Source organism: Marinomonas lutimaris (genome assembly GCF_019426345.1).
Lineage (GTDB): Bacteria > Pseudomonadota > Gammaproteobacteria > Pseudomonadales > Marinomonadaceae > Marinomonas > Marinomonas lutimaris.
Map to the genome: position 1 here is coordinate 79,349 of NZ_JAHLLW010000006.1, position 21,815 is coordinate 101,163.

General features: G+C 40.6%; 18 protein-coding genes. 9 read left to right on the forward strand and 9 right to left on the reverse strand.

Features of this window, described 5'->3' with window-relative positions; translation table 11 throughout:
• Nucleotides 1–2 precede the first annotated feature (2 nt).
• Nucleotides 3–1,793 (reverse strand): lipid A export permease/ATP-binding protein MsbA, encoded by a 1,791-nt coding sequence (gene msbA / locus KPL72_RS09030; protein ID WP_219702515.1) that lies wholly within the window; start codon nucleotides 1,791–1,793, stop codon nucleotides 3–5.
• Nucleotides 1,794–3,221 (reverse strand): bifunctional D-glycero-beta-D-manno-heptose-7-phosphate kinase/D-glycero-beta-D-manno-heptose 1-phosphate adenylyltransferase HldE, encoded by a 1,428-nt coding sequence (hldE, locus tag KPL72_RS09035; protein WP_212916191.1) that lies wholly within the window; start codon nucleotides 3,219–3,221, stop codon nucleotides 1,794–1,796.
• 96 nt (nucleotides 3,222–3,317) lie between these two features.
• Here hldE and KPL72_RS09040 point away from each other — a divergent pair, with 96 nt between their 5' ends.
• From KPL72_RS09040 to KPL72_RS09065, 6 genes are read left to right on the forward strand one after another with little or no spacing between them, the layout of a single operon-like run.
• A complete protein-coding gene (locus KPL72_RS09040; protein ID WP_219702516.1) occupies nucleotides 3,318–4,466 on the forward strand; it encodes an AGE family epimerase/isomerase in 1,149 nt (382 codons plus the stop codon).
• Between the two features lie 58 nt (nucleotides 4,467–4,524).
• On the forward strand, nucleotides 4,525–5,472 hold the full coding sequence (gene rfaD / locus KPL72_RS09045) for an ADP-glyceromanno-heptose 6-epimerase (RefSeq protein ID WP_219702517.1): 948 nt from the start codon (nucleotides 4,525–4,527) through the stop codon (nucleotides 5,470–5,472).
• Nucleotides 5,465–6,469, forward strand: a complete 1,005-nt coding sequence (gene waaF / locus KPL72_RS09050) for a lipopolysaccharide heptosyltransferase II (RefSeq protein WP_219702518.1) — start codon at nucleotides 5,465–5,467, stop codon at nucleotides 6,467–6,469. Before rfaD ends, waaF begins: the two co-directional genes overlap by 8 nt.
• Nucleotides 6,466–7,401, forward strand: coding sequence for a glycosyltransferase family 9 protein (locus KPL72_RS09055; protein WP_219702519.1), 936 nt, complete (start codon nucleotides 6,466–6,468; stop codon nucleotides 7,399–7,401). The genes waaF and KPL72_RS09055 overlap by 4 nt, the downstream gene beginning before the upstream one ends.
• Nucleotides 7,398–8,183 carry a glycosyltransferase family 2 protein gene (locus KPL72_RS09060; RefSeq protein WP_212916196.1) on the forward strand — a complete coding sequence of 262 codons (786 nt, stop codon included), beginning with the start codon at nucleotides 7,398–7,400 and terminating at the stop codon, nucleotides 8,181–8,183. Before KPL72_RS09055 ends, KPL72_RS09060 begins: the two co-directional genes overlap by 4 nt.
• Before the next feature lie 27 nt (nucleotides 8,184–8,210).
• The gene (locus KPL72_RS09065) at nucleotides 8,211–9,245 is read left to right on the forward strand and encodes a glycosyltransferase family 4 protein (RefSeq protein ID WP_219702596.1); all 1,035 of its coding nucleotides are present in this window, start codon (nucleotides 8,211–8,213) and stop codon (nucleotides 9,243–9,245) included.
• A 56-nt stretch (nucleotides 9,246–9,301) separates the two neighbouring features.
• Here KPL72_RS09065 and KPL72_RS09070 read toward each other — a convergent pair whose 3' ends face one another.
• Nucleotides 9,302–11,125 carry a DUF3413 domain-containing protein gene (locus KPL72_RS09070; protein WP_219702520.1) on the reverse strand — a complete coding sequence of 608 codons (1,824 nt, stop codon included), beginning with the start codon at nucleotides 11,123–11,125 and terminating at the stop codon, nucleotides 9,302–9,304.
• Between the two features lie 525 nt (nucleotides 11,126–11,650).
• On the opposite strand from KPL72_RS09070, the gene KPL72_RS09075 reads away from it, so the two are divergent.
• The gene (locus tag KPL72_RS09075; protein WP_219702521.1) at nucleotides 11,651–11,968 is read left to right on the forward strand and encodes a hypothetical protein; all 318 of its coding nucleotides are present in this window, start codon (nucleotides 11,651–11,653) and stop codon (nucleotides 11,966–11,968) included.
• 77 nt (nucleotides 11,969–12,045) lie between these two features.
• Here the strand turns inward: KPL72_RS09075 and KPL72_RS09080 are convergent, their stop codons facing one another.
• Nucleotides 12,046–12,882 (reverse strand): sulfurtransferase, encoded by an 837-nt coding sequence (locus KPL72_RS09080; protein ID WP_219702522.1) that lies wholly within the window; start codon nucleotides 12,880–12,882, stop codon nucleotides 12,046–12,048.
• 121 nt (nucleotides 12,883–13,003) lie between these two features.
• On the opposite strand from KPL72_RS09080, the gene KPL72_RS09085 reads away from it, so the two are divergent.
• The gene (locus KPL72_RS09085; RefSeq protein ID WP_219702523.1) at nucleotides 13,004–13,768 is read left to right on the forward strand and encodes a TlyA family RNA methyltransferase; all 765 of its coding nucleotides are present in this window, start codon (nucleotides 13,004–13,006) and stop codon (nucleotides 13,766–13,768) included.
• Nucleotides 13,769–13,780: 12 nt separating this feature from the next.
• Here the strand turns inward: KPL72_RS09085 and KPL72_RS09090 are convergent, their stop codons facing one another.
• Both KPL72_RS09090 and lon read right to left on the reverse strand, forming a co-directional pair.
• Nucleotides 13,781–15,160: an MATE family efflux transporter gene (locus KPL72_RS09090; RefSeq protein WP_212916201.1), complete on the reverse strand. Its 1,380-nt coding sequence runs from the start codon at nucleotides 15,158–15,160 to the stop codon at nucleotides 13,781–13,783.
• Between the two features lie 150 nt (nucleotides 15,161–15,310).
• On the reverse strand, nucleotides 15,311–17,749 hold the full coding sequence (lon, locus tag KPL72_RS09095) for an endopeptidase La (RefSeq protein WP_219702524.1): 2,439 nt from the start codon (nucleotides 17,747–17,749) through the stop codon (nucleotides 15,311–15,313).
• A gap of 282 nt (nucleotides 17,750–18,031) precedes the next feature.
• On the opposite strand from lon, the gene upp reads away from it, so the two are divergent.
• A complete protein-coding gene (gene upp / locus KPL72_RS09100; protein ID WP_219702525.1) occupies nucleotides 18,032–18,688 on the forward strand; it encodes a uracil phosphoribosyltransferase in 657 nt (218 codons plus the stop codon).
• 89 nt (nucleotides 18,689–18,777) lie between these two features.
• On the opposite strand, the gene KPL72_RS09105 is transcribed toward upp, so the two are convergent.
• The 3 genes from KPL72_RS09105 to KPL72_RS09115 form a co-directional block, all read right to left on the reverse strand.
• Nucleotides 18,778–19,398 (reverse strand): LysE family translocator, encoded by a 621-nt coding sequence (locus tag KPL72_RS09105; protein WP_219702526.1) that lies wholly within the window; start codon nucleotides 19,396–19,398, stop codon nucleotides 18,778–18,780.
• An 18-nt stretch (nucleotides 19,399–19,416) separates the two neighbouring features.
• On the reverse strand, nucleotides 19,417–20,067 hold the full coding sequence (locus tag KPL72_RS09110; protein ID WP_249422168.1) for a TetR/AcrR family transcriptional regulator: 651 nt from the start codon (nucleotides 20,065–20,067) through the stop codon (nucleotides 19,417–19,419).
• A gap of 491 nt (nucleotides 20,068–20,558) precedes the next feature.
• On the reverse strand, nucleotides 20,559–21,713 hold the full coding sequence (locus tag KPL72_RS09115; protein WP_219702527.1) for a GGDEF domain-containing protein: 1,155 nt from the start codon (nucleotides 21,711–21,713) through the stop codon (nucleotides 20,559–20,561).
• Nucleotides 21,714–21,815 lie beyond the last annotated feature (102 nt).

Below are 21,815 nucleotides of genomic sequence, written 5' to 3' on the forward strand. Positions count from 1 at the left end.
GATTAATCGGCTATCTCACTAAATTGCTGATTATGGAGCTGCGCATAAGCACCATTCATCGCTAACAACTCACGATGCGAGCCTTTTTCAATAATCTCACCGTGATCCACAACTGCAATAATATCGGCATTTTCAATGGTTGATAATCGATGGGCAATGGCAATGGTCGTACGGTTTTCCATTAAACCATCCAGAGCTGTCTGAATTGCTCGCTCTGATTCTGTATCCAATGCTGACGTTGCTTCATCTAAAATCAAAATCGGTGCATTTTTCAAAATAGCTCGCGCTATCGCAATACGTTGACGCTGACCACCAGATAACAGCACACCATTTTCGCCAACCATAGTGTCTAAGCCATGATCAAGCTCTTGAATGAAGTCCCACGCATTTGCCGCTTTCGCGGCTTCAATAACCTCTTCTACACTGGTATCACGCAAATAGCCGTAGGCAATATTATCGCGGATCGTGCCATTAAAAAGTACAACTTGCTGGTTTACCAAAGCGATATTAGAACGCAGTTCAGTCAACTTATAATCATTGATACGAACACCATCGATACTCAAGGAGCCATCATCGATGTCGTAAAAGCGAGGAATTAAGTTCGCTATCGTGGATTTACCGCTTCCAGAACGCCCCACTAAGGCTAAGGTTTTTCCTGCTGGCAAAGACAAATTAATATTTTTTAAGGTCTGTTTTTCAGCACCAGCGTATTTAAAGGACATATTATCCCACTCAATATTCCCCTTTAAGCTAGTGATAGACATCGTTCCTTTATCGATTTCTTCAGGTAAATCTAAGAAATCAAAAATACTGTAAGAAGCAGCTATGCCTTTTTGCAAAATACTGTTCACATCAGTCAACTGGCGAATAGGCTTACCCAACATACCTGCAGCTGTTATAAAAGCAATAAAGTCACCGGGAGACATGTGAGCACTAATAGATGGACTTAAAGCAAACCAAATTAATGTCGCCATCATCAGCGCAAGAATGAACTGCACAATAGGCACATTAAGTGACTTAGTCATTTCCATTTTTAACTGAGAACGACGGTTTTCTGTCGCCGCTTTATGGAAACGTGCTATTTCATATTGGCTACCACCAAATATTTTAACTACTTCATGGCCTTTAATCGCTTCCGATGCCACATCAGTAACACCACCCATCGCATTCTGAATTCGAGTACTCAATTTGCGAAACCGCTTTGATGCATAAGAAACAATCAAACCAATTAAAGGTACAACCACCAAAAATAATAAAGATAGTCGCCAGTTCATGTAGATCATATAACCAAACAAACCAACAACAGTTAGACCTTCACGTAAAATAACACGTATCGCTTGAGTGATGGAGCCAATGACTTGCTCTGTATCGTAAGTCAACTTAGCTAATAGGCGTCCGGTAGGAATAGAGTGATAATAATCAGAAGGCAAAAGCACAAGCTTATTAAACATGCTGGTACGCAAATCAAAAACTACGTTATTGGCGACTTTGGCCATAAAATAGCTACCCAAGAAGGTACCTATTCCTCGAGCAATAAAAACCCCTAATATAGCCAAAGGTATTAACAAGCGGCTGTCTGAAATATTTCCCGCAGAAACGACATCAACAATATGCTTTAACAAAGCCGCTAAAGCTGGCTCCATCGCAGCATAAATTACATAACCTATGATACTAAGAAGCAAATACAACCAAGATGAGCGCACATAGCTCAAAAGGCGAAAATAGTTTTGCATACCTGAAACAGGAACTTTTGGAGCCGCAGTTTCGATTTCTATATTTTCTTTATCTTGCATTTACAAATTCGCTTTTTCGATGATAGAGGTGGTTGAGTAACCATCAACAAAAGTCAACACTTTGACTTCCCCTCCATGAGCTAAGACATGATCAGCACCAACAATTGTTTCTATGGTGTAATCCCCACCTTTAACCAAAACATCAGGCGTTAAAAATTCAATAATTTCTTTTGGTGTGTCTTCGTCAAACCAAGTCACCCAATCAATCGCTCCCACACCTTCAAGTACAGACATACGATGAATCAAGTTATTAATAGGGCGTTTTTCACCTTTAAGCCGTTTAACTGACGCATCAGTATTAACCGCTACAATTAAGCGGTCTCCTAGCGCTTTCGCCTGCTTCATATAGGCAATGTGTCCTGGATGAAGAATATCGAAACAACCATTTGTGAAAACAATCTTTTCACCATTCATTTGTGCCAGCTTAATTTGCTCAAGCAAATCTTCTGGAGAAAGCACACCAAAGTTTGTGCTGTGTGAACGCTGAAACATAATGGCATCTAGTCGCTCGGCACTAATAGATGCCGTACCCAGTTTTCCGACCACATAACCTGCCGCTTGATTGGCGTATTCAACCGCGTCAATAAAACGCTTACTCGTTACATAAACCGCAGTTAAAACCGCAACAACGGTATCGCCAGCACCGGTAACATCAAACACTTCTTTGGCTGCTGTCGCTAATGAAAACGGTGGTTTATCGTCACTCAACAAAATCAAACCATCTTCACCACGAGTCACTAGCAAAGCTTTCCAGCCAAATTGCTCGCGCAGAGCTTTAGCTTTCTCCTCCAATTCTTTCGTTGAACGGCATTTACCCACAATCATTTCGAATTCTAGAAGGTTCGGCTTAACTAAGGTCGCCCCTTGATAGATTGAGAAGTCATCACCTTTAGGGTCAACAAAACTTGGTACTTTCGCGATATTTGAGAGTTTTATTAATGTCTGAACATCTGCAAGACAGCCTTTTGCATAATCAGAAAAAATGACGGCATCTGATTCGGGCAAACACTCTTCGACGACTTTTGCCAATGCTTCATTCTGAGAAAGACTGTCTTCACGCTCTTCAAAATCTAAGCGAATAAGCTGTTGATGACGACTCATCACGCGTAATTTGGTAATGGTTGGTAAGGTTTCTGAGCGAACAAACCGGCAAGTAACGCCCACCTCTTCTAAGCAACGAGTCAACACCTCGGCATTTTCGTCGTTACCGACCACACCAACTAGTGTTACAGAGACGCCCAATTTGGCTAAGCCAAGCGCAACGTTTGCCGCACCACCTGGACGATCTTCAATATTAGAAACCTTGACGACTTGAACAGGAGCTTCAGGAGAAATGCGTGAGGTGCCGCCATGCCAATAGCGATCTAACATAACATCCCCAACAACAAGGATGTGTTTATCTTTAAAATTTAGATACGAAGAGTTCATAGCCACATAATAATCGATTTTTAGAGGCACTCATCTTATCATACTCCCTCGCCAAGTTGGACATACCTAAAACATACGAAATAAGGCTTTTACACAATGCTGAATTCCGCTCTATTATCTAGCCAATCGTTCTTATTTGATGAACTTTTAAACAATTGGTCTCGTTATGGTATCAACAAGGAAGATGGCCACAGTTACGAAAGCATGAAACATGACTGGAGCAACAACTCCCTTGGTCGTGTTCGTTTATTAACTCAATGCCGTCAGTTATATACTTTTAGTCATGCTTGCCAGATAAAAAATTTGCCTGAGTGGCAAGTAAAGCTAACGCCTCTTTTCGACTTTATCACGTCTCATTATTTTGTTGATGATCGCTGGATTTTTTCGTTAAACGACAACCTTTCTGTAAAAGATGGGCAATCTGATGCTTACGCTCTCGCCTTTGTATTGCTCTCTTTTAGCTATTACCATCAGGTAACGAAGGATGATCGCGCTATTCTTTATATGAAAAAAACACACTTGTTTTTGTTGGAGAAGATGCAAGCAGAATCCGGCGGTTTTTATGAATCTTATCCAGTTGATAACACGCAAATTCGCCGCCAAAACCCACACATGCATTTGCTAGAAGGTTATGTCGCCGCCTTCAAAGAAACCCATGATAACGATTATAAAGTGGCCATCCAGTCTCTACTTTCATTGGCACTCGAGCATTTTTACCACAAAGAAACAAAGACGCTACGTGAGTTTTTCAGTGCTGATTGGAGTCTTGACCCTAACACAGGCAATCAAGTAGAACCTGGACACCACTTCGAATGGGTCTGGTTGCTCTACCAAGCAAATAAAATAATCCCTAATTCCGACTATACTGATTTAGCACAACAGCTATGGTTAACAGCAACTAGACATGGACTTGCAAACAATGGTGGCATTTATAATCAAATAGACGGAGATAAAAAGCAGCCTATCGATAAAGAAAAGCGTATCTGGCCAATCACCGAATATATAAAAGCCATCACAGTGATGCCAATTGGTAAAGAAGAGAAAATAGACCGATTAGAGAAGGCTATCTATTTTATTCAGCAACACTATTTGCTACCGAATGGCCGTTGGAATGAGTATCTTAATGAAGATAACTCGCCAAAGGACTTTCCGCTCCCCGGAACCAGCAGCTATCATATTTTTCTCGGTCTAACAGAAGTGATAGCATGGGCAAAAGCAAACAACGATTTTCAGGATTCTTTTTGAGTTTAGAGCTGACGTATTTAGAGCTAAACTTACAAAGACAAAATAGGACACATAAATTATGTATATAGTAACAGGTGGTGCCGGATTCATTGGCAGCAATATAATCAAAGCCTTAAACAACAAAGGTATCAAGAACATCCTTTTGGTAGACGATTTAACAGACGGAAAAAAATGTCTAAACCTGTCTGATCTTGATATTGCAGATTACATGGATATGTATGATTTTTTGGACGCTATCAAGAACGACACATTAAACATTAATCCTATTGCTGTTTTTCATGAAGGTGCTTGTTCAGCAACCACTGAATGGAACGGTAAATATGTCATGGACGTAAATTATCAATATTCAAAAGCTGTGTTAGATTTCTGTTTAAAACACGAAGCACCATTTTCTTATGCATCTTCCGCCTCTGTTTATGGTTCCGGCCCCATTTTTCAAGAATCCCGTGAAAACGAAAAACCGCTTAACATGTACGCCTACTCAAAGTTTCAATTTGACCAATATATTCGAGCGGTTTTACCAAAAGCGAAAAGTCAAATTGTTGGCTTCCGCTATTTCAACGTATATGGGCCTCGTGAACAACATAAAGGCAGCATGGCCAGTGTCGCATTTCACCTTCGTAATCAAGTACTTGCAGGGGAAAACCCAAAACTCTTTGGTGCATACGATGGTTACGAAGCAGGCGGTCAAAGCCGAGATTTCATCTATGTTGAAGATCTAGTTAATACCAAACTTTGGTTCCTAGAAAACCCAGAAAAATCAGGAATATTCAACCTAGGCACAGGTAAAGCAGAACCTTTCCGCACAATAGCTGAAACGGTCATTGCCCATTATGAAAAAGGCGAAATTGAATACATCCCTTTCCCTGAGCATTTAAAAGGCGCTTATCAAAGCTTTACTGAAGCGGACATCAGCAAGCTTCGCGAAGCTGGCTATGAAGGAAACTTCCGCGGACTAGCCCAAGGCGTTCAAGACTACCTAGGTTGGCTTGATACTAATGGCTAAATATTTAATTGTTGGGCCATCTTGGGTTGGCGATATGGTTATGGCTCAAAGCCTCTTCATTACTCTAAAGCAGCGTGATGAAGAGGCTGTCATAGATGTCATTGGTCCAAATTGGTCATTGCCTATTTTGGCCAGAATGCCACAAGTACGACGGGCTATTTCTCTCCCTACTGGCCATGGTGAATGGGGAATAAGCACACGTCGCAAACTAGGACATTCACTTCGCTCAGAGCATTATGATCATGCCATCGTGATGCCTCGCTCATGGAAATCAGCCTTGGTGCCCTTTTTTGCAAAGGTTCCGCATCGCGTTGGTTTTACTGGTGAACAGCGTTATATATTACTTAACGAACGTCGCAAGCTAGATAAAAATATTTTAAATCAAACGGTAAAGCGTTTTACGTCTTTAGGGTTACCTAATGAACTAGCCTATCCACCAATGGATATTCCGTCTCCCGCTTTATCCGTTGATCCAGATAATCAAAAAAGCCTTTTCAAACAATATAATTTATCGAATAGACCCGCTATCGCACTTATGGCTGGCGCAGAATTTGGCCCATCTAAACAATGGCCTATTGCTTATTTCCATGAACTGGCTAAAAGCGCTATTGAAGCGGGCTATCAAATCTGGGTATTGGGCGGACCAAAAGACCAAGACAACGGCGAAGAAATCACAAGTAATCTTGGCGAATTTGCCGTAAATCTATGTGGAAAAACCCAATTAGTGGACGCAATAGATTTACTCGCAATAGCTGACAAAGCTGTCAGTAATGACTCTGGTTTAATGCACATTGCGGCAGCCGTCGGCACAGAAGTACATGGAATTTATGGCTCAACAAGCGAGTTATTTACGCCACCACTTACAGACAATAAAACCATTCATAACCTTCACCTTGAATGCTCCCCTTGCTTTAAACGGACTTGCCCGCTGGAGCACACTAACTGTCAGAATCAACTAACTCCTGACATGATTATAAGGACTGTCATTACACAATGAATCTTGCATTGCTCAGAAATAGACCACATTTTGGAGCTCAGATAACCAGTATTCCTGTGCTGTTTTATTTCTTCAATAACTATGGCAATCAAGAGCCAATCACCCTTTTAGCTAAAAATGATGTGGCATGGATTTACAATCAACTCCCTTGGATAGAAGAATGCATCCACTCGAAAAATAAATTCGAAGAACTCAAGAAGCTTAGACATTGCGATAACCTTCTCAATTTAAGACCGAGCGATCGCCTACCTATCATTTTTTATAAGCTCACCAAAAATGGTAGAGCTTTCGAATTAGTCAAAAATGATTTTCTTACCAACTTACTTTCTGAAAAACATAACATTTTATGCAAAAAAGAATATAGAGCTCTTGGCTATCTAAAAATTTTCATAAAAGAAGAACACGCCTTATTAGAAGCTCTTGCCGCTCCATTTATCGCACTAGCAGAAGGCTCTAAACTCCACCTAGAAAAAGAAGAGTTTAGTGTACTTATTATGCCAGGCGGTGGTGCAGGAGAAATAAAGAAATGGGGAATTGAAAAGTTTCTTATTGCTGTCGAATCCATTACCAATGCAATAGGAAAAAAATACCACCTCCATATTTTATTAGGCCCTGATGAAAACAAAGAAATTCAATACGTAAAAGAGCTAAATTCTGAAAATTTATCTCTGCACGTAAACATCTGTCTTCACGATATTGCAAAGCTAGTGAATCACTGTGACCTAACGATCGCAAATGATTGTGGACCATCTCACGTTGCTCAGTGCTTACAAAAACCCTTTGTTGGCATCTTTAGAGAACCTAATACAGAGTGGTTTCTTAGTCATAAAAAATCGGGGACAATTTTCCCTAAAAAAGGTCATGACATCAAAACCATCACCACAGAAACCGTAACCGAATACGCTATTAATTTATTGAAGAGCCAAGTATGAAAATTTCAGGCAACATCATCACCCTAAATGAAGAAAAAAACATTGCTGCTTGTATAGAATCGATGCAAACCGTTTGCGATGAAATAATCGTGGTAGACTCAGGCAGCACTGACAGTACCATCGAAATTGCTAAAAGCTTAGGTGCAACCATAGTCAATCAACCTTATTTAGGCGATGGTATTCAAAAAAATGTTGCTCTAAATCACACCCAAAATAAATGGGTTTTGAGCTTAGATGCCGATGAGCGTCTAACATCAGAAATGACTCAAGCTATTCAGCAGCTGGATTTAGAGTCTACCAATATTGAAGGCTATTCATTTCGCCGACAGAATATGATTGGTAACCGCTGGATAAAGCACTGCGGCTGGTATCCAGACCGTTGCATCCGCTTATACAATACAGACAAAACTCGTTTTGCTGATGTGAAGCAGCACGCCAGCGTGCAAACAAAAAATGTTAAAGATATTGACGCTGATATTATCCACTATTCTTTTAAGAATATCGGTGAACTGTTTGCTAAGCCCGGCCGAAACTTCAGCGGAAGAGCCGCTAAAATCATGTATGCAAAAGGCAAAAGAGCAAATTCTTTCTCTCCTTTTACACATGGTCTGAATGCTTTTATCCGTAAATACATTTTTCAAAGAGGTTTTATGGGAGGTGTAGATGGAATGACAGTAGCACTAAGTTCAGCAGTCAACAGCTATCTAAAGTACGCTAAGCTTCTTGAATATCAACGTGACCCTAGCGTCACAAAACAAGACGACTTTAAAAACATTTGGTAACCAAACAGGCGATACACCTTGAGTAAAATGCTAACTGTACTTCATGTCAATCTCGCTAAAGGTTTCCGTGGTGGAGAAAGACAAACAGAACTTCTTATAAGAGCCCTAGCAAAGCACTTTAATACACGGCAGTTACTTGCATGTCGTGAAGAGTCTCCCCTTCGCACTAGACTTGCGGACGTGGAGAACCTCTCTTTTGTTACAGCAAACAACCAGCTATCGGGACATTATGCCGCACCTCATGCTGATATCGTCCATGCGCATGAAGCAAAGGCCGTTCACTGGGCTTATCTACACAAGCTCCTTAGAAATACACCCTATATTATTACTCGACGTGTTGATGCAATCGTAAAAGATAAATGGTTAAACAAAAAAACCTACAACAATGCATCAGCATTGGTTGGTATTTCAACGATTATTGCGAATCAACTTCGCGATAAGCAATGGGGAGAGGTTTATCAAATTCCAAGCACTCTCGCTCACTTAGAAGTTGATCAAAAAGAAGGTGAAAGCTTTCGAAGTACTTTTCCAGGAAAAACGATTATTGGCCATGTAGGCGCATTAGTTGATAAACATAAGGGACAAAAAGTTCTTATAGAAGCAGCAATATTGTTAGAAAAAAACCATCCGGATCTACATATCGTTTTTTTCGGTGATGGAGCAGACAAAGAAGAACTTGAATCTTTATCCAAAGGTATTAAAAACATCACATGGATGGGATTTAAGCCGAAGATTGGGGACTATTTACCTTACTTCGACCTCTTTGCCTTCCCTTCTAGAAATGAAGGTTTAGGCTCAACTTTATTAGATGTGATGGATGCAGGTGTACCTATCATTGCCTCTAATGTTGGCGGCATTCCAGATATTGTCATTGATAACGAGACAGGGTTACTTGTCGAACCAAATGACAGCTCTGCACTAGCTGATGCCATCATAAAACTTTCCAATGACAAAGCCCTTCAAATGAAATTAATTGAGGGTGCCAAAAAACAAATCGAAAACTATACGCCACAAAAAATGGCAGAAAGATATTTATCACTCTATGAAAAAATAACGGCCTGAGGGATAACCTCAAGCCGTTACTCTCGAAGAACGGACGATACCAAACAGTGCGTTAATTATTTCCTAAACCGACTCACACTATCCAGTGCATCTTTTAAAAATACATAATTAGGCTCGGCACCTTTTTTCACCCGATTGGTTAAATCATAGATTTTATATTGTCCACTCGCCCCAACCTCTAAAATACTGTCATGAGTAATCAAGGCATAACTAGCATAACTTGAAGACAACACCCAATCTCGTTCCTCACTTTCACCTAAAAGATCAATACCTACCGAATAAGTATCTAAGGAACTGGTAACGCCAAGATAGTTTTTCATTAACGTCGGAACAACATCTTCATGACTGGTTATAGAGCCTAAACCTTCTTTTAGCCTTCCAATATTAGGTCCAACCATAACAAATGGTACATGTGTTTGCGCTGGCGTAAAATTACTGTTGTGCCCCCAATAGTTTAGTTTATTGTCATTCAGTTCTTGCGCATGATCACCAGTTATAATTACAACCGTATTATCTGCATCTCCCGTTGTTTTTAACTCATTCAACACTTTTTTTGCTAAATCATCCACATAATGAACGCTTGTCTTATATCTATTCATAAACAATGTTGGATCTGTATCATTATTGAGAGTCAAGTAATTCACTTCACTTAGCATTGGCTCGTATTTTTTTCCGTAATCTTTCGGAAAATCGTAACCATGCGGAGCATCATAGAAAAGAAATGAAAATGCAGGTTTAGATTTATCTCTGTGCTGATACCATTGCAACCAACCTTCCGTCAGCTTGCCATCTCTTTCAGCAGGTGAACGCCCTTCTGACCTTAAACGCAAGTCATTCACTTTAGTAAAGACAGTTTGATTAAATTCAGGATCAGTCAACGAAGCCGAAGTAAAAATACCTAGCTGATAGTCCAACGCCTGAAGGCGATCAATAAAAACAGGTGATTTTTGATTCGACAGTATGCTTTGCCAATATGTCCCTGGTAGACCATAAAAAAGACCAAAAATCCCAGTACGAGTATTATTCCCAGTAGATATATGATTTTCAAAAGAAGCACCATTTTGAGCATAAGCCCACATGCTAGGAGTATTATCAGCATTAAAAGTATCAAAACGCCATGAATCAACCACCAAAAACATGATATTCACGGGTTTATCAACAGCAACAGTATTAAGTCTTCCAATTGGATAATTAAGGTTACTAGCCACTTTTAAAGACAATACTTTTTGCCGCTTCAGTGCCTCCTCATCAATCCAGCCGTATTGACGCATAAAATTATTTGCCGTCGCAGGCTGAAATAAAGGTAGATAGCTTTTGCTTATTGTAACGGGTTGGTAAGCATTCGCAGCGGCCCATATATGAATAAAATTACTCGCAAAAAAACACAAGATAAACAAGCAGGCGAAATATCTTTTTTTAATCCAAGTAGCAGATCTAGCACTTAGAAAGTTTAGTAGTGCATATTCAATTAAAAATATAGCCAAAAAACTAACAGCGGCAACAAACCAAGTAATAATAGAAAAATCAACCACATCACCGGATAACACTAATTTAAGAACAACTTCATTGATATGGAAGCGATATTGGGCGAACACAAAGGTATCAATCAACAGCAAAAACAAGGATGCAGACGCTAAAAAACCAGCTACTAGATAAAAAAGTTTTCTAGGTAAAAAGACCAAAAAAAAGGCAAATAACCCCAATATTCCACCGAGTAACGCCATCTGCCCGATTAAGCTCGTGACAATAAAAGAAGCACCTAAGACATCAGCAGGAAACTCAGGCAAAAATAAAAAATATCTTATAGCCAAAAGAATAGAGAAAAGTATGTTTATTATTAGAAAATAACCAAAAACTGAACGTTTATTACCAAGAGCCATGCTATAAAACCAAATAATTTTATTAAAAAATAAAAAAGCTAGTCTGTAATCAATCGCCTATAACAATTGAATTTTTCTAGACTTCATTTTTCATATCAAGTAGATCATCCATGACTCGGTTAGCTACATTACTCTGATATAGCTTCATAAATTACTAACGTATTGCAGTTATAAGAAATAATTTTTACTCAGCCAAGTGATTCTCAACCCGTCATCTTTAAATGAAAGTACGGCTTCTTATTAAGTATATAGACCCTCTAAGAGGCAATGTCCAAGGCGACGAGCTCATTACACTTTGCTATTAACGGAGTACTAGAAAACCCAACATAGCCAGCTCCTAGCATAGCTATTTTCATTCAGATCACCTTTTGACTTTAAAGATAGAATTTACGCTCTAAAGAGGCTATTTTACAGTTTGCACCATAATTAAAAACGCCAAAATGCGCTTTTTTCATTAATTACATCAAGAAATACAGCAAATCGAGAACACCACAGCTAATCTTAATAAAAAACAAGGAGTTCTATATGAAGTTTGAACTGGTAGATCGTCAAGGCTATATCCCTGATCTTAACTATGGAGAATCAGGACAAGAGCTTTCCTGCTTTATTCCCAGTGATTACCCTTTTCAGCAAGTCAGCTATGATAATGGCGAAGGCGAAGCCATCATAGACAAACACACTTGGCATTTTTTCTTCACACAAGAAGGCATAGGCATCAAATTAATGGATGGTATTGTGACACTAAAAGAAGCGGAGCACTTCCTACTTGCAGTTAAATCACACATTTGGGGGGAGACACATCAACAAGTACAAATTTTCATAGCGGGTGCAACTCCGAAATAACATGTGCCTTACTACGTCACTTAGCCTCTATTAAAGAGGCTAAGTTTATCGGCATGGATGGCACTAAAAAAACATTATCACAATGCAACCGCTCGCAGCATTCTTTTCGACCATTGACTCCACGACCCAACATAAACTTGCTTTGCTTCTATGCCTGCATAATTTAATGCCAAGACATTATGACAAGCCGTCACACCGGATCCACAATAATATACATACGTATCACTACTACCGGATAACCAGTCTTGCCACTCTACATGCAATTGTTCCGCAGGTTTAAAACAAGCATCTGCATCTAAATTATCTGAAAATGGACGATTAATCGCCCCGGGAATATGCCCAGCAATAGGATCCATGGTTTCATTTTCACCATTAAAACGATCTGACGCTCTAGCATCCACCAGCTGAAATTGATTCGTCTCAAAGTTTTCAACTATCGCTTGCTCACTAATCGCCCAAGGAAATGAAACCTCAACTTTATTAGATGACGCTTTTGCTATGACTGGAGTCAATGAAACATCTCTACCCTCTCTCAACCATGCAGGAAAGCCACCATTTAAAACACGTACATCAATATTTTGCTGGCTAAGCATCCACCAGGCGCGTGCGGCAATCGCCCCGCCCATATCGTCGTATACAACAACTTGAGTATTGAGATCTATTCCCCAAGCCTGTAATTTCTCTGAAAAAACGACTTCGTCCGGTAGAGGATGTCGACCAGTCAATTCCGTCTCTGGTGCTGCCAACTCATGATGAACATCCACAAAAATAGCGCCAGGAATATGACCGTTATCGTATTCCGATTTACCTTTAGCATGATCGGTCAAATAGAACCGACAATCTAAAACAACCACATTCGGCTGCCCAAGCAATAGGGCCAGTTCATTTGTATTAATCAGTGTTTTTAATAGCACAGGCTTTCCTCAGACAATCGTCAGTGGTCATAAAACAGACCCTTTCTGTTTCTTTTAAATCTACTTTGATTATTCATTTTTTGCTAACATTCGCGACAATTATCTTACTACTGAGTTTTCTATGTTACGTATCGACCTAATTCTTACCGAGCAAGGCCTTGCTAAATCTCGCTCGCAAGCACAAATCTTTATCAGTGAAGGACGAGTCTCATACAAACAAAACGAAAAGTGGATAAAAGCCACCAAGCCTAGCATAAAACTGCCATCAGACATTGAGCTGACCGTAACCTCAGACAAAGCCGACAAATACGTTTCCCGTGGTGCTTTGAAACTTGAAGGTGCTTTGTTACATACACAACTAAATATCGAAGGTTTCCTTGTATTAGATATCGGCCAATCTACCGGTGGCTTTAGTGATTGTGCAATTCAGCATGGCGCAGCGCATGTTGTCGGAGTTGAGGTAGGGCACGGACAACTAGACCCTAGCCTGCGTAATAATCACAATATAACCTGCCTAGAAGGAATTAATGCTCGAAACTTGAGTATTAACGATCTAAATGGACACTTTCCAGCAAACGGTTTTGATCTTGTCGTCATGGATGTTTCTTTTATATCGCAGACTAAAATTTTGCCTCAGCTACCAAATTTACTAAGTGAAGCAGGCCACCTGATTACATTAGTAAAACCTCAATTTGAAGTAGGAAAAGAATTCATTGGCAAAGGTGGAATAGTAAAAGACAAGCAGCGTGTAAATCGGCTTGAGCAAGACATAAAAGCCTTTGTCACTTCATTAGGATTCGAAGTGAAGTGCTATATAGAAAGCCCAATAAAAGGTGGTGACGGTAATCAAGAGTTTTTACTCTGGGCTATTAAGGCAGAAGGTTAAAAGAGAAAGTTTTTAAATTATTTCATCATAACTGTGATTATTTGTAGGCAAGATTTCACGAGCCTCTTTCTCTTCCAGCTCTGTAATGTAGTTTCTAGCCATATAAAAACCCAAACAACCAAAGATAACGGATCCAACGGCTTGTCCGAAAAGTATCCCCTCTGCCCCCATAAAAAGAGAGAAAATGGTAATCAGTGGCCATGTACCTAATGTTGCGCGACCAAAGTTCAACAAGGTGCTATTCAAGGGTTTACCAAGATTATTAAAAACAGCAATCGCAATAAACAATAGACTCTGAAAGAAAAAGCTAAAAGACACAAAAGTAGCAAAAAACCGAATCAGATCTGCGCTTCCTTGAGAGGCATGAAATACTGATACCAGCCAATCTTGCATTTGATAAAGGCAGAAGCACAAGACGAGGCAATAACCTAGAGCATAAACCACGGCACTACTGATCGCACTGTGCATTCTGTCAAAGCGCCCTGCCCCATAATTCTGGCCCAGTATAGGCCCAACAGCGCCAGATAAAGCAAATATTCCACCAAACACCACAGGAATAATTCGCCCAATAACGGCCACAGCCGCTACAGCATCATCGCCAAACGACGCTGTATGCTCCATCACAATAGCATTTGCTAACGGCGAGGACATATTCGTTAACATGGCAGGAATGGCGATCATGGAAATCGATTTAACGTCTTTGAAGAAGTCCATTAAATCAAATTCGCCAAGCATCTTATGGATATGAACCACGCCATAATACGACACAGCAACCATGGAAAAACGCGCAATCAAAGAGGCTATGGCCGCGCCTTGCACGCCCAACCCGAAAGCGAAAATAAAAATAGGGTCCAATAGCGCATTGACCAAACCACCAACCATGGTGGCGTACATGGCACGACGGGCATCGCCTAGCGCTCGCATAATGCCAGAGCCAATCATGCCAATCATGACCGCAGGCATGCCGATGACCAAGATCTGCAGATACCCTGTTGCTAAATCGAGTGTTCGCCCTGTGGCACCAATATACAAAAGGATATGAGGAATATTAGGCCATAAAAGCCAGACAACTCCGGTCGAAAAGAAAATACCAAACGCCAGCACATTGACTGCACGACGTTTAGCTAACTCGATCTGTCCTTCACCAACAGCTCTTGATACCAAAGCTGTTGCCGCAATAGAAACAGCAATGCTCAAAGAGATGGTAAAAAACATGATGGTGCTAGCAAAACCTACAGCAGCTACCGCTTCCTTCTCGCCCAACATAGAAAGGAAAAGCATGTCGACCAAATCGACCAAAAACATGCACATTAGACCAAACGCACCGGTGGCTGACATGCTAACGACATGTTTAAAGGTTGAACCTTCTGTAAGCTTTCCCGGACCAGGCATTTGTTTCCCCTAAAAATGACGCATTGACCGCGCGACAATAAAACGCAAAAAAACGCGCCCAAAAATAAAAAACCGGACAAGCAAGCACTTGTCCGGTCAGGTATTTTCTCATGTATGACGATTTGAGAAAATGCTTACATTGTGGATAACCTAATGAAGATCGTTATTTGATCGATTAAAAACGATTTTTTCAACATCGACAAAGCGTTCGGCAAAATGCACCGTCATCCCATCTTTGACAGATTCAGGCAATTCTTCAAAATCACGACGATTTGGCTCAGGTAAAATTACCTCACTAATTTTACTACGCTTAGCTGCGATTATTTTCTCGCGGATACCACCAACCGCTAAAACCTGACCGGTGAGCGTCAATTCCCCCGTCATAGCCAACCCACGTCGAACCGGCTCCCCTTTCGCTAAGGACAATAATGCCGTCGCCATGGAAATACCCGCGCTTGGCCCATCTTTTGGCGTAGCGCCTTCAGGAACATGCAAATGCACTAAACTTTTATCAAAGAATTCTGGATGTTTTTGATAACTCTTTGCATGAGAAAAAACGTAGGAATACGCGATCTCAGCAGACTCTTTCATTACATCACCGAGTTTACCAGTGAGTTTTAAGCCACGTGTTAGTTCATGGACTTTATTGGCTTCAATTGGCAACGTCGCTCCGCCCATAGAAGTCCAAGCCAAGCCAGTCACCACACCAACGCCTTGTAATGTTTTCTCAGGTCGGAAATAAGGCATCCCCAATAACGTCTCTACGTCTTTCACACCAACATTGATGTGCTCTTTTTCGCCAGTCATTAACTCAACAACACTCTTGCGCAAGACTTTTTGCAATAGTTTATCTAAACCACGAACCCCTGCCTCACGAGCATAATGCTCAATAATATGACGTAACGCAGCATCAGTGATATTCAGCTGTTTCTTCATCAACTTGTTTTTCTTTAGCAATTTAGGCCATAAATGCTGCTTAGCAATTGCTAGTTTTTCATCACCAATGTAACCAGACAACCGAATAACATCCATTCGATCTAACAAAGGCGCAGGGATCGTATCTAACTGATTTGCCGTACAAATAAACAACGCCTTAGATAGATCGATACGCATATCCAAATAGTGGTCGAGAAACTCAACGTTCTGTTCAGGGTCAAGTGCCTCCAATAAAGATGACGCTGGATCACCTTGGAAAGAAGAGCCAATTTTGTCGATCTCATCCAACATGATGACAGGATTTTCTACCTCGACATCTTTTAGTGCTTGAACGAATTTACCCGGCAAAGCGCCAATATAGGTACGACGATGGCCTTTTATTTCGGCCTCATCTCGCATGCCGCCAAGACTAAAGCGATAGAACTTACGGTTTAGAGACTCCGCAATAGACTTACCAATGGACGTTTTACCAACCCCAGGAGGACCGACCAGCAGTAAAATGCTGCCGCCCATTTCGCCGCGGTGCGCACCCAAAGCTAAGAATTCAACAATGCGGTCTTTTATGTCGCCAAGACCTGCATGATGAGATTCCAGAACCTCACGGGCTAATTTAATATCCAAGTTATCTTTTGAGTGAACCCCCCATGGTAAAGACGTCGCCCAATCTAAATAATTACGCGTCACGCCGTACTCAGGAGAACCTGTTTCAAGAATACTCAGTTTATGAAGCTCTTCTTGAATTTTATCATTCACGGCTTTAGGTAAGGTTTTACCTTCTAAGCGAGCCTCGAATGTTTCGACATCAGAAGTGCGGTCATCTTTTGAAATACCCAGCTCTTTCTGGATGATTTTCAATTGCTCTTTTAGGAAAAAGTCTCGCTGATGCTTACTTATTTTATCGTTCACTTCGGCGCTAATTTCATTCTGCAAGCGCGCAATTTCAAGCTCTTTTCTCAGCAAGGTAAGCGCTAAATGCATACGAGCATTTACCGGAATAGTAGCCAATACATCATACAAATCTTCCGAATCCGCAGAGGTAATAGATGCAGCAAAGTCTGCCAACAAGCCCGATTCATTAAATGAGAATCGACCTAGATACTGTCTTAAATCTTCGCTAAACAAAGGGTTTAAACGAATCAGTTGTTTAATCGCATCTAGAATGGCAATGGAATAAGCTTTCGACTCATCGTCATTAGACTTCACATCATTAATGTAACGAACGCGAGCCAAATAAGGCGCTTCTTCACTTAACCATTCTATCACTTCAAAACGCTTTACACCTTGAGCCAAAAAGGTCAACTTATCGTTTTGCTTCTCGGCTTTATGTACTCTTGCAACACAGCCAATTGAACGAAATTCGTCAACTGAAGGTGCTTTTTTCGTTTTCTTGTCCGCATAAACTAGGCCAACAACCGCTTGAGGATGTTCTGCGATTCGCTCTAGCGTATCCTCCCACTGCTCGGCATCAACCATAACGGGTTGAACCTGTGCTGGAAAAAATGGGCGGCTTGAAATAGGTAAGATAAACAACGTTTCAGGTAAAACATCATCAGGAAGAGCAAGACCTCTTGGGTCACTAATCACAACACCATCTTCTTCTGTTACTTCTACTTGGTCTTCTTGTGTATCTAAGTATTGTTCGTCATCACTCATAATAAACTTCTCAATAAATATGTATTTTTCGCTAGAAATGTCTATGACAATTTTTTATTGGCATTTTTCTATGGATACACCTTATGTAATGACGATATTGCCGAAAACAATACCATAGGCGACTTTCCCAAATGCTTACTCACTTCAAGAAACAAACTAACCCATAGGACAGGATTAGTTATTTGGCCTATTCCGACTTAGTGTTATTATAAGGACCATGATAAATGTAGAACTCGCTCAATTTCACACTCTCGACCCAGAGTTACAAAAAAGGAAAGGCTAATGACCCGCGATGAACTCCTTAATGCTTACAACGATATATTTGTGATTAAACACCCTTTTGTTAAACACAAATTAACCAGTCTTCGCGATAAGAACACCAGTACCCGTGAATTTCGTATGTTAGTAGAAGAGCTAGGGACATTGATTGGCTACGAAGCTACGCGCGATCTAGAAACAACCGACGTTGAAATTGAAACACCTTTAGAAAAAGCCATGTGCCCAGTTCTAAAGGGCAAAAAGCTTTGTATTGTGACAATAATGAGAGCAGGTAATGGACTTGCAGAGGGCGTACTAAAATTGTCGCCTAGTGCACGTGTAGGTCACGTTGGCTTGTATCGCGACCCGGAAACAAAACAGCCTGTTGAATACTACCTAAAAATGCCACATTCAGTGAATGAACGTACCATTATTGTGGTTGACCCAATGCTAGCAACGGGCAACTCAGCTATTATGGCCATCGACAAAATGAAGGAAATGGGTGCAACAGATATTCGCTTCATCTGCCTATTTGCTGCGCCAGAAGGCATTGAAGCATTTAAAGAAGCACACCCAGACGTTGCCATGTACATTGGTTCAATTGACCGTGGTCTTGACGAGCACGCTTACATTCGTCCAGGTGTTGGCGATGCTGGCGACCGAATTTACGGCACGCGCTAATCATTTACAAAGCAAATAAAAAGCCGTCTTTTAATTGCATAAAAAGGCGGCTTTTTTGTTATTAAGAAGCGAGCAAAAAATTATAACTGTTAACTCTTAAGAGCCAAAAACGCACCAGCACTTGCCATGATGCCACCCGCCGTTTTATTCAATGTTTTCATAGAACGCTCAGACTTCATGAAACGTCTTGCCTGAGAAGCGCCAATAGAAATCGCAGTCAAACCAAGTAACAACGCCACAAAAGTAAGAAGCGACGCAAACACTATATCCATCGCACTTAAAACAGTTAAATCCATAAATGTCGGCAGAAAAGCGACATAAAAGAGTATAACTTTAGGGTTAGAAGCTGAAATCATAAAACCTTGGACAAAGCTTGCGATCTCATTATTCGCTTCTTGTAGATTATCACCCGAAGACATTGTTGAAACTGGCGACACCCACATTTTCCATCCCAAATAAATAAGGTAAGCGGCACCAGCATAACGTATGACAAGAAATACCTCTTCCCAAGCCGCTGCAATAGCCGCCAAACCGTAACATGCCATCACTAAATAAACGATATCACTCATTACCATACCAAGGCTTAGAGAAAAACTCGCTCTCGCACCTCTAGAAATACTTCTTGCCAAAATCGCAAAAACCCCAGGGCCTGGAGTAATGCCAAAAATAAAAATAGCGAGAAAAAACGTAATTCCGCTTTCTAATGTCATGCCTAGCTCTCCATCAATTTACAACGGTTGCTCAACAACACCGCAACCAGCTAACACCATTCTAGTAATAAACTGCTTTGCTTCTTCATAGTCACTTTCTTCTAACTCATCTTTCTGCAGCATTATTTTAACTTGCGCATCAAAATCTGCGTAAGTCTGAGTCATCGCCCAAATACTAATAAATAGATGTTCTGTTGAAACAGGACGCATCAAGCCTTTATCCACCCAAACCTGAATGGTCGCCTTTTCACGACTTAACTCAGTAACAAATAAACTTTTAAGATAATCTAAGACAAAAATTTCTTCGCCAATTAACGCCATTGCAAAAATCTTTGAGGCATTTTTATTAGTACGGGATTGATCTATTTTTTCACTAATGTAGCGCGTCAGGTTGTGCTTAGGCCCCTCTTCAACATTAAACTCGCTGACGGAATCTAACCAAAGACGAAGAATGCGCTCTAATACCGCTTCTAGAAGGTCTTTTTTAGAGCGATAGTAGTAATGAACATTGGCCTTTGGCAGACCAGCTTCATCAGCAATCATCTGAGTTGTGGTTTTAGCCAGACCTTGTCGTGCAAAAACACGCTCCGAGGTTTCTAAAATGAGCGTTTGGTTTTGAGCTCGGATATGCGCTTTCAACTGATCTTTTGGTCGTTTTACTTCGGTCAAGGGTGAAGCCTCGCTGATCAACATGTTACTAAAGGGGGAATGTTTTTGTATTGTCTTACCATCCTGCGCAATATAGATGAAGGATAACATCCTTTAGAATCGGCACGAAGAAATAAGAAAAATCGGCATAAAAAAAGGGAGCCGAAGCTCCCCATTTCCCCTCGTAGCAGAGACGTTAATGACTATAGGCATTCGTCATTAGGCTAACTGCTACACCACGTTGGCGCTGTAATTGAGACGCAAAACCAATAAAAATTCAGCGTACATCAATGTTCTTGATCGATGGCAATTACCATCGTTGGTTACTTGTACAGTAAACCGAAAAGACTCTACTAACTTCTAAGTATTAACACTTCTAGAAATTGAATCAGATGATTCAAACAAATAAATACAGTCTTTTATAAAATCTATATAAGGATTATAGACAGCTGATTTTACAGTGCAATAGATGAGAGCAAAAAAACTGACCGATCGATCAGTTTTTTAAAGATTTAGACGTTTTTTGGAGATGGAGATTTGGAAACGCGGTTCCTTCCTTTCTTTTTAGACTGATACAAGGCTTCATCCGCTCTCTTTAGGACTGAATCTGGAGATTCACCAATAGTAGCAAAAGCCACACCAACACTGGCTGTAACATTCACCCCTATCTCTTGTTTCTTTTTAGGATCAAACACCTCAACCAAAGCGTCTTCGATACTTTCTCGAATCAATTCTAGGACACCTTCAACCTCAGTAAGGCACTTACCTCGAAACACAATAGTAAATTCTTCACCACCGAAACGAAACGCCTTTCCTGGGCTCGAAAACTGCTTCAACTGAGAGGCAACACTTTTAAGCACTTTATCGCCCATGTCATGCCCATAAGTGTCGTTAAACTTTTTAAAATGATCTACATCGACCATGGCAATTGCATAGTGCTTAGACAGTCCGACAAGCTGCTCATTCAAAGCACGCCTACCAGGTAATTTAGTCATATCATCTAAATAAGCCATGCGATGACTTTCCATCAGCAAAAACCAAATCCACAATAAAAACTGTGCTGACAATAAAGCATCAAACTGATTACTTGAGGAAACAAAATGACTGATAATCAGTAAACTGACAATACTTATCAGACCGCTTGCTCGAAAGGTGTCACCGCTTAGCCACCAAGCCAGACCAATTGCCAAGGCACTGACAATCAAGACACTCCACAATAAAACAGTCGACCAACTTACACTGCTACTTAAAAAAGCATAATCTAAAAAAGCAAAAGACACCCAGCTTCGTTCAATGGCATAACACCAGCAAAGTAGCATCAACACGAAGAGGATTCGATTAACCGCAAAACGATTAAAAAAACCTCGCTCAGGCACAAAGCCCAATAAAGCAATACAAAAACAAGAGACAACCAAATAAGCAGTCAATGATGCAGCTTGGTCTGAATCACCATAAAGCTTTGGAATCAAAAGTAGCAACACAAGGATTAACACTCGACCTTTATTAAAATGCCAAGCGAGTAAAATTGCGATACCAGCAAAAATAAGGGGAAGTAACGGTAACAGGCTAAACCACAAAGGTGGCAACAAGCCAACATACAAACTAGCATAAACACTCACTAGTAAAATGCAGCATGGAACTAACAGTGAACCTAAACGTTCAGACATAAAAATATCAAACCCATCGAATCATTCGATTAAATACGACCAATATATTGCCCCGAAAACGATTCAATTTCATTAATAATAACGTGAATTCTAAACCAAAAG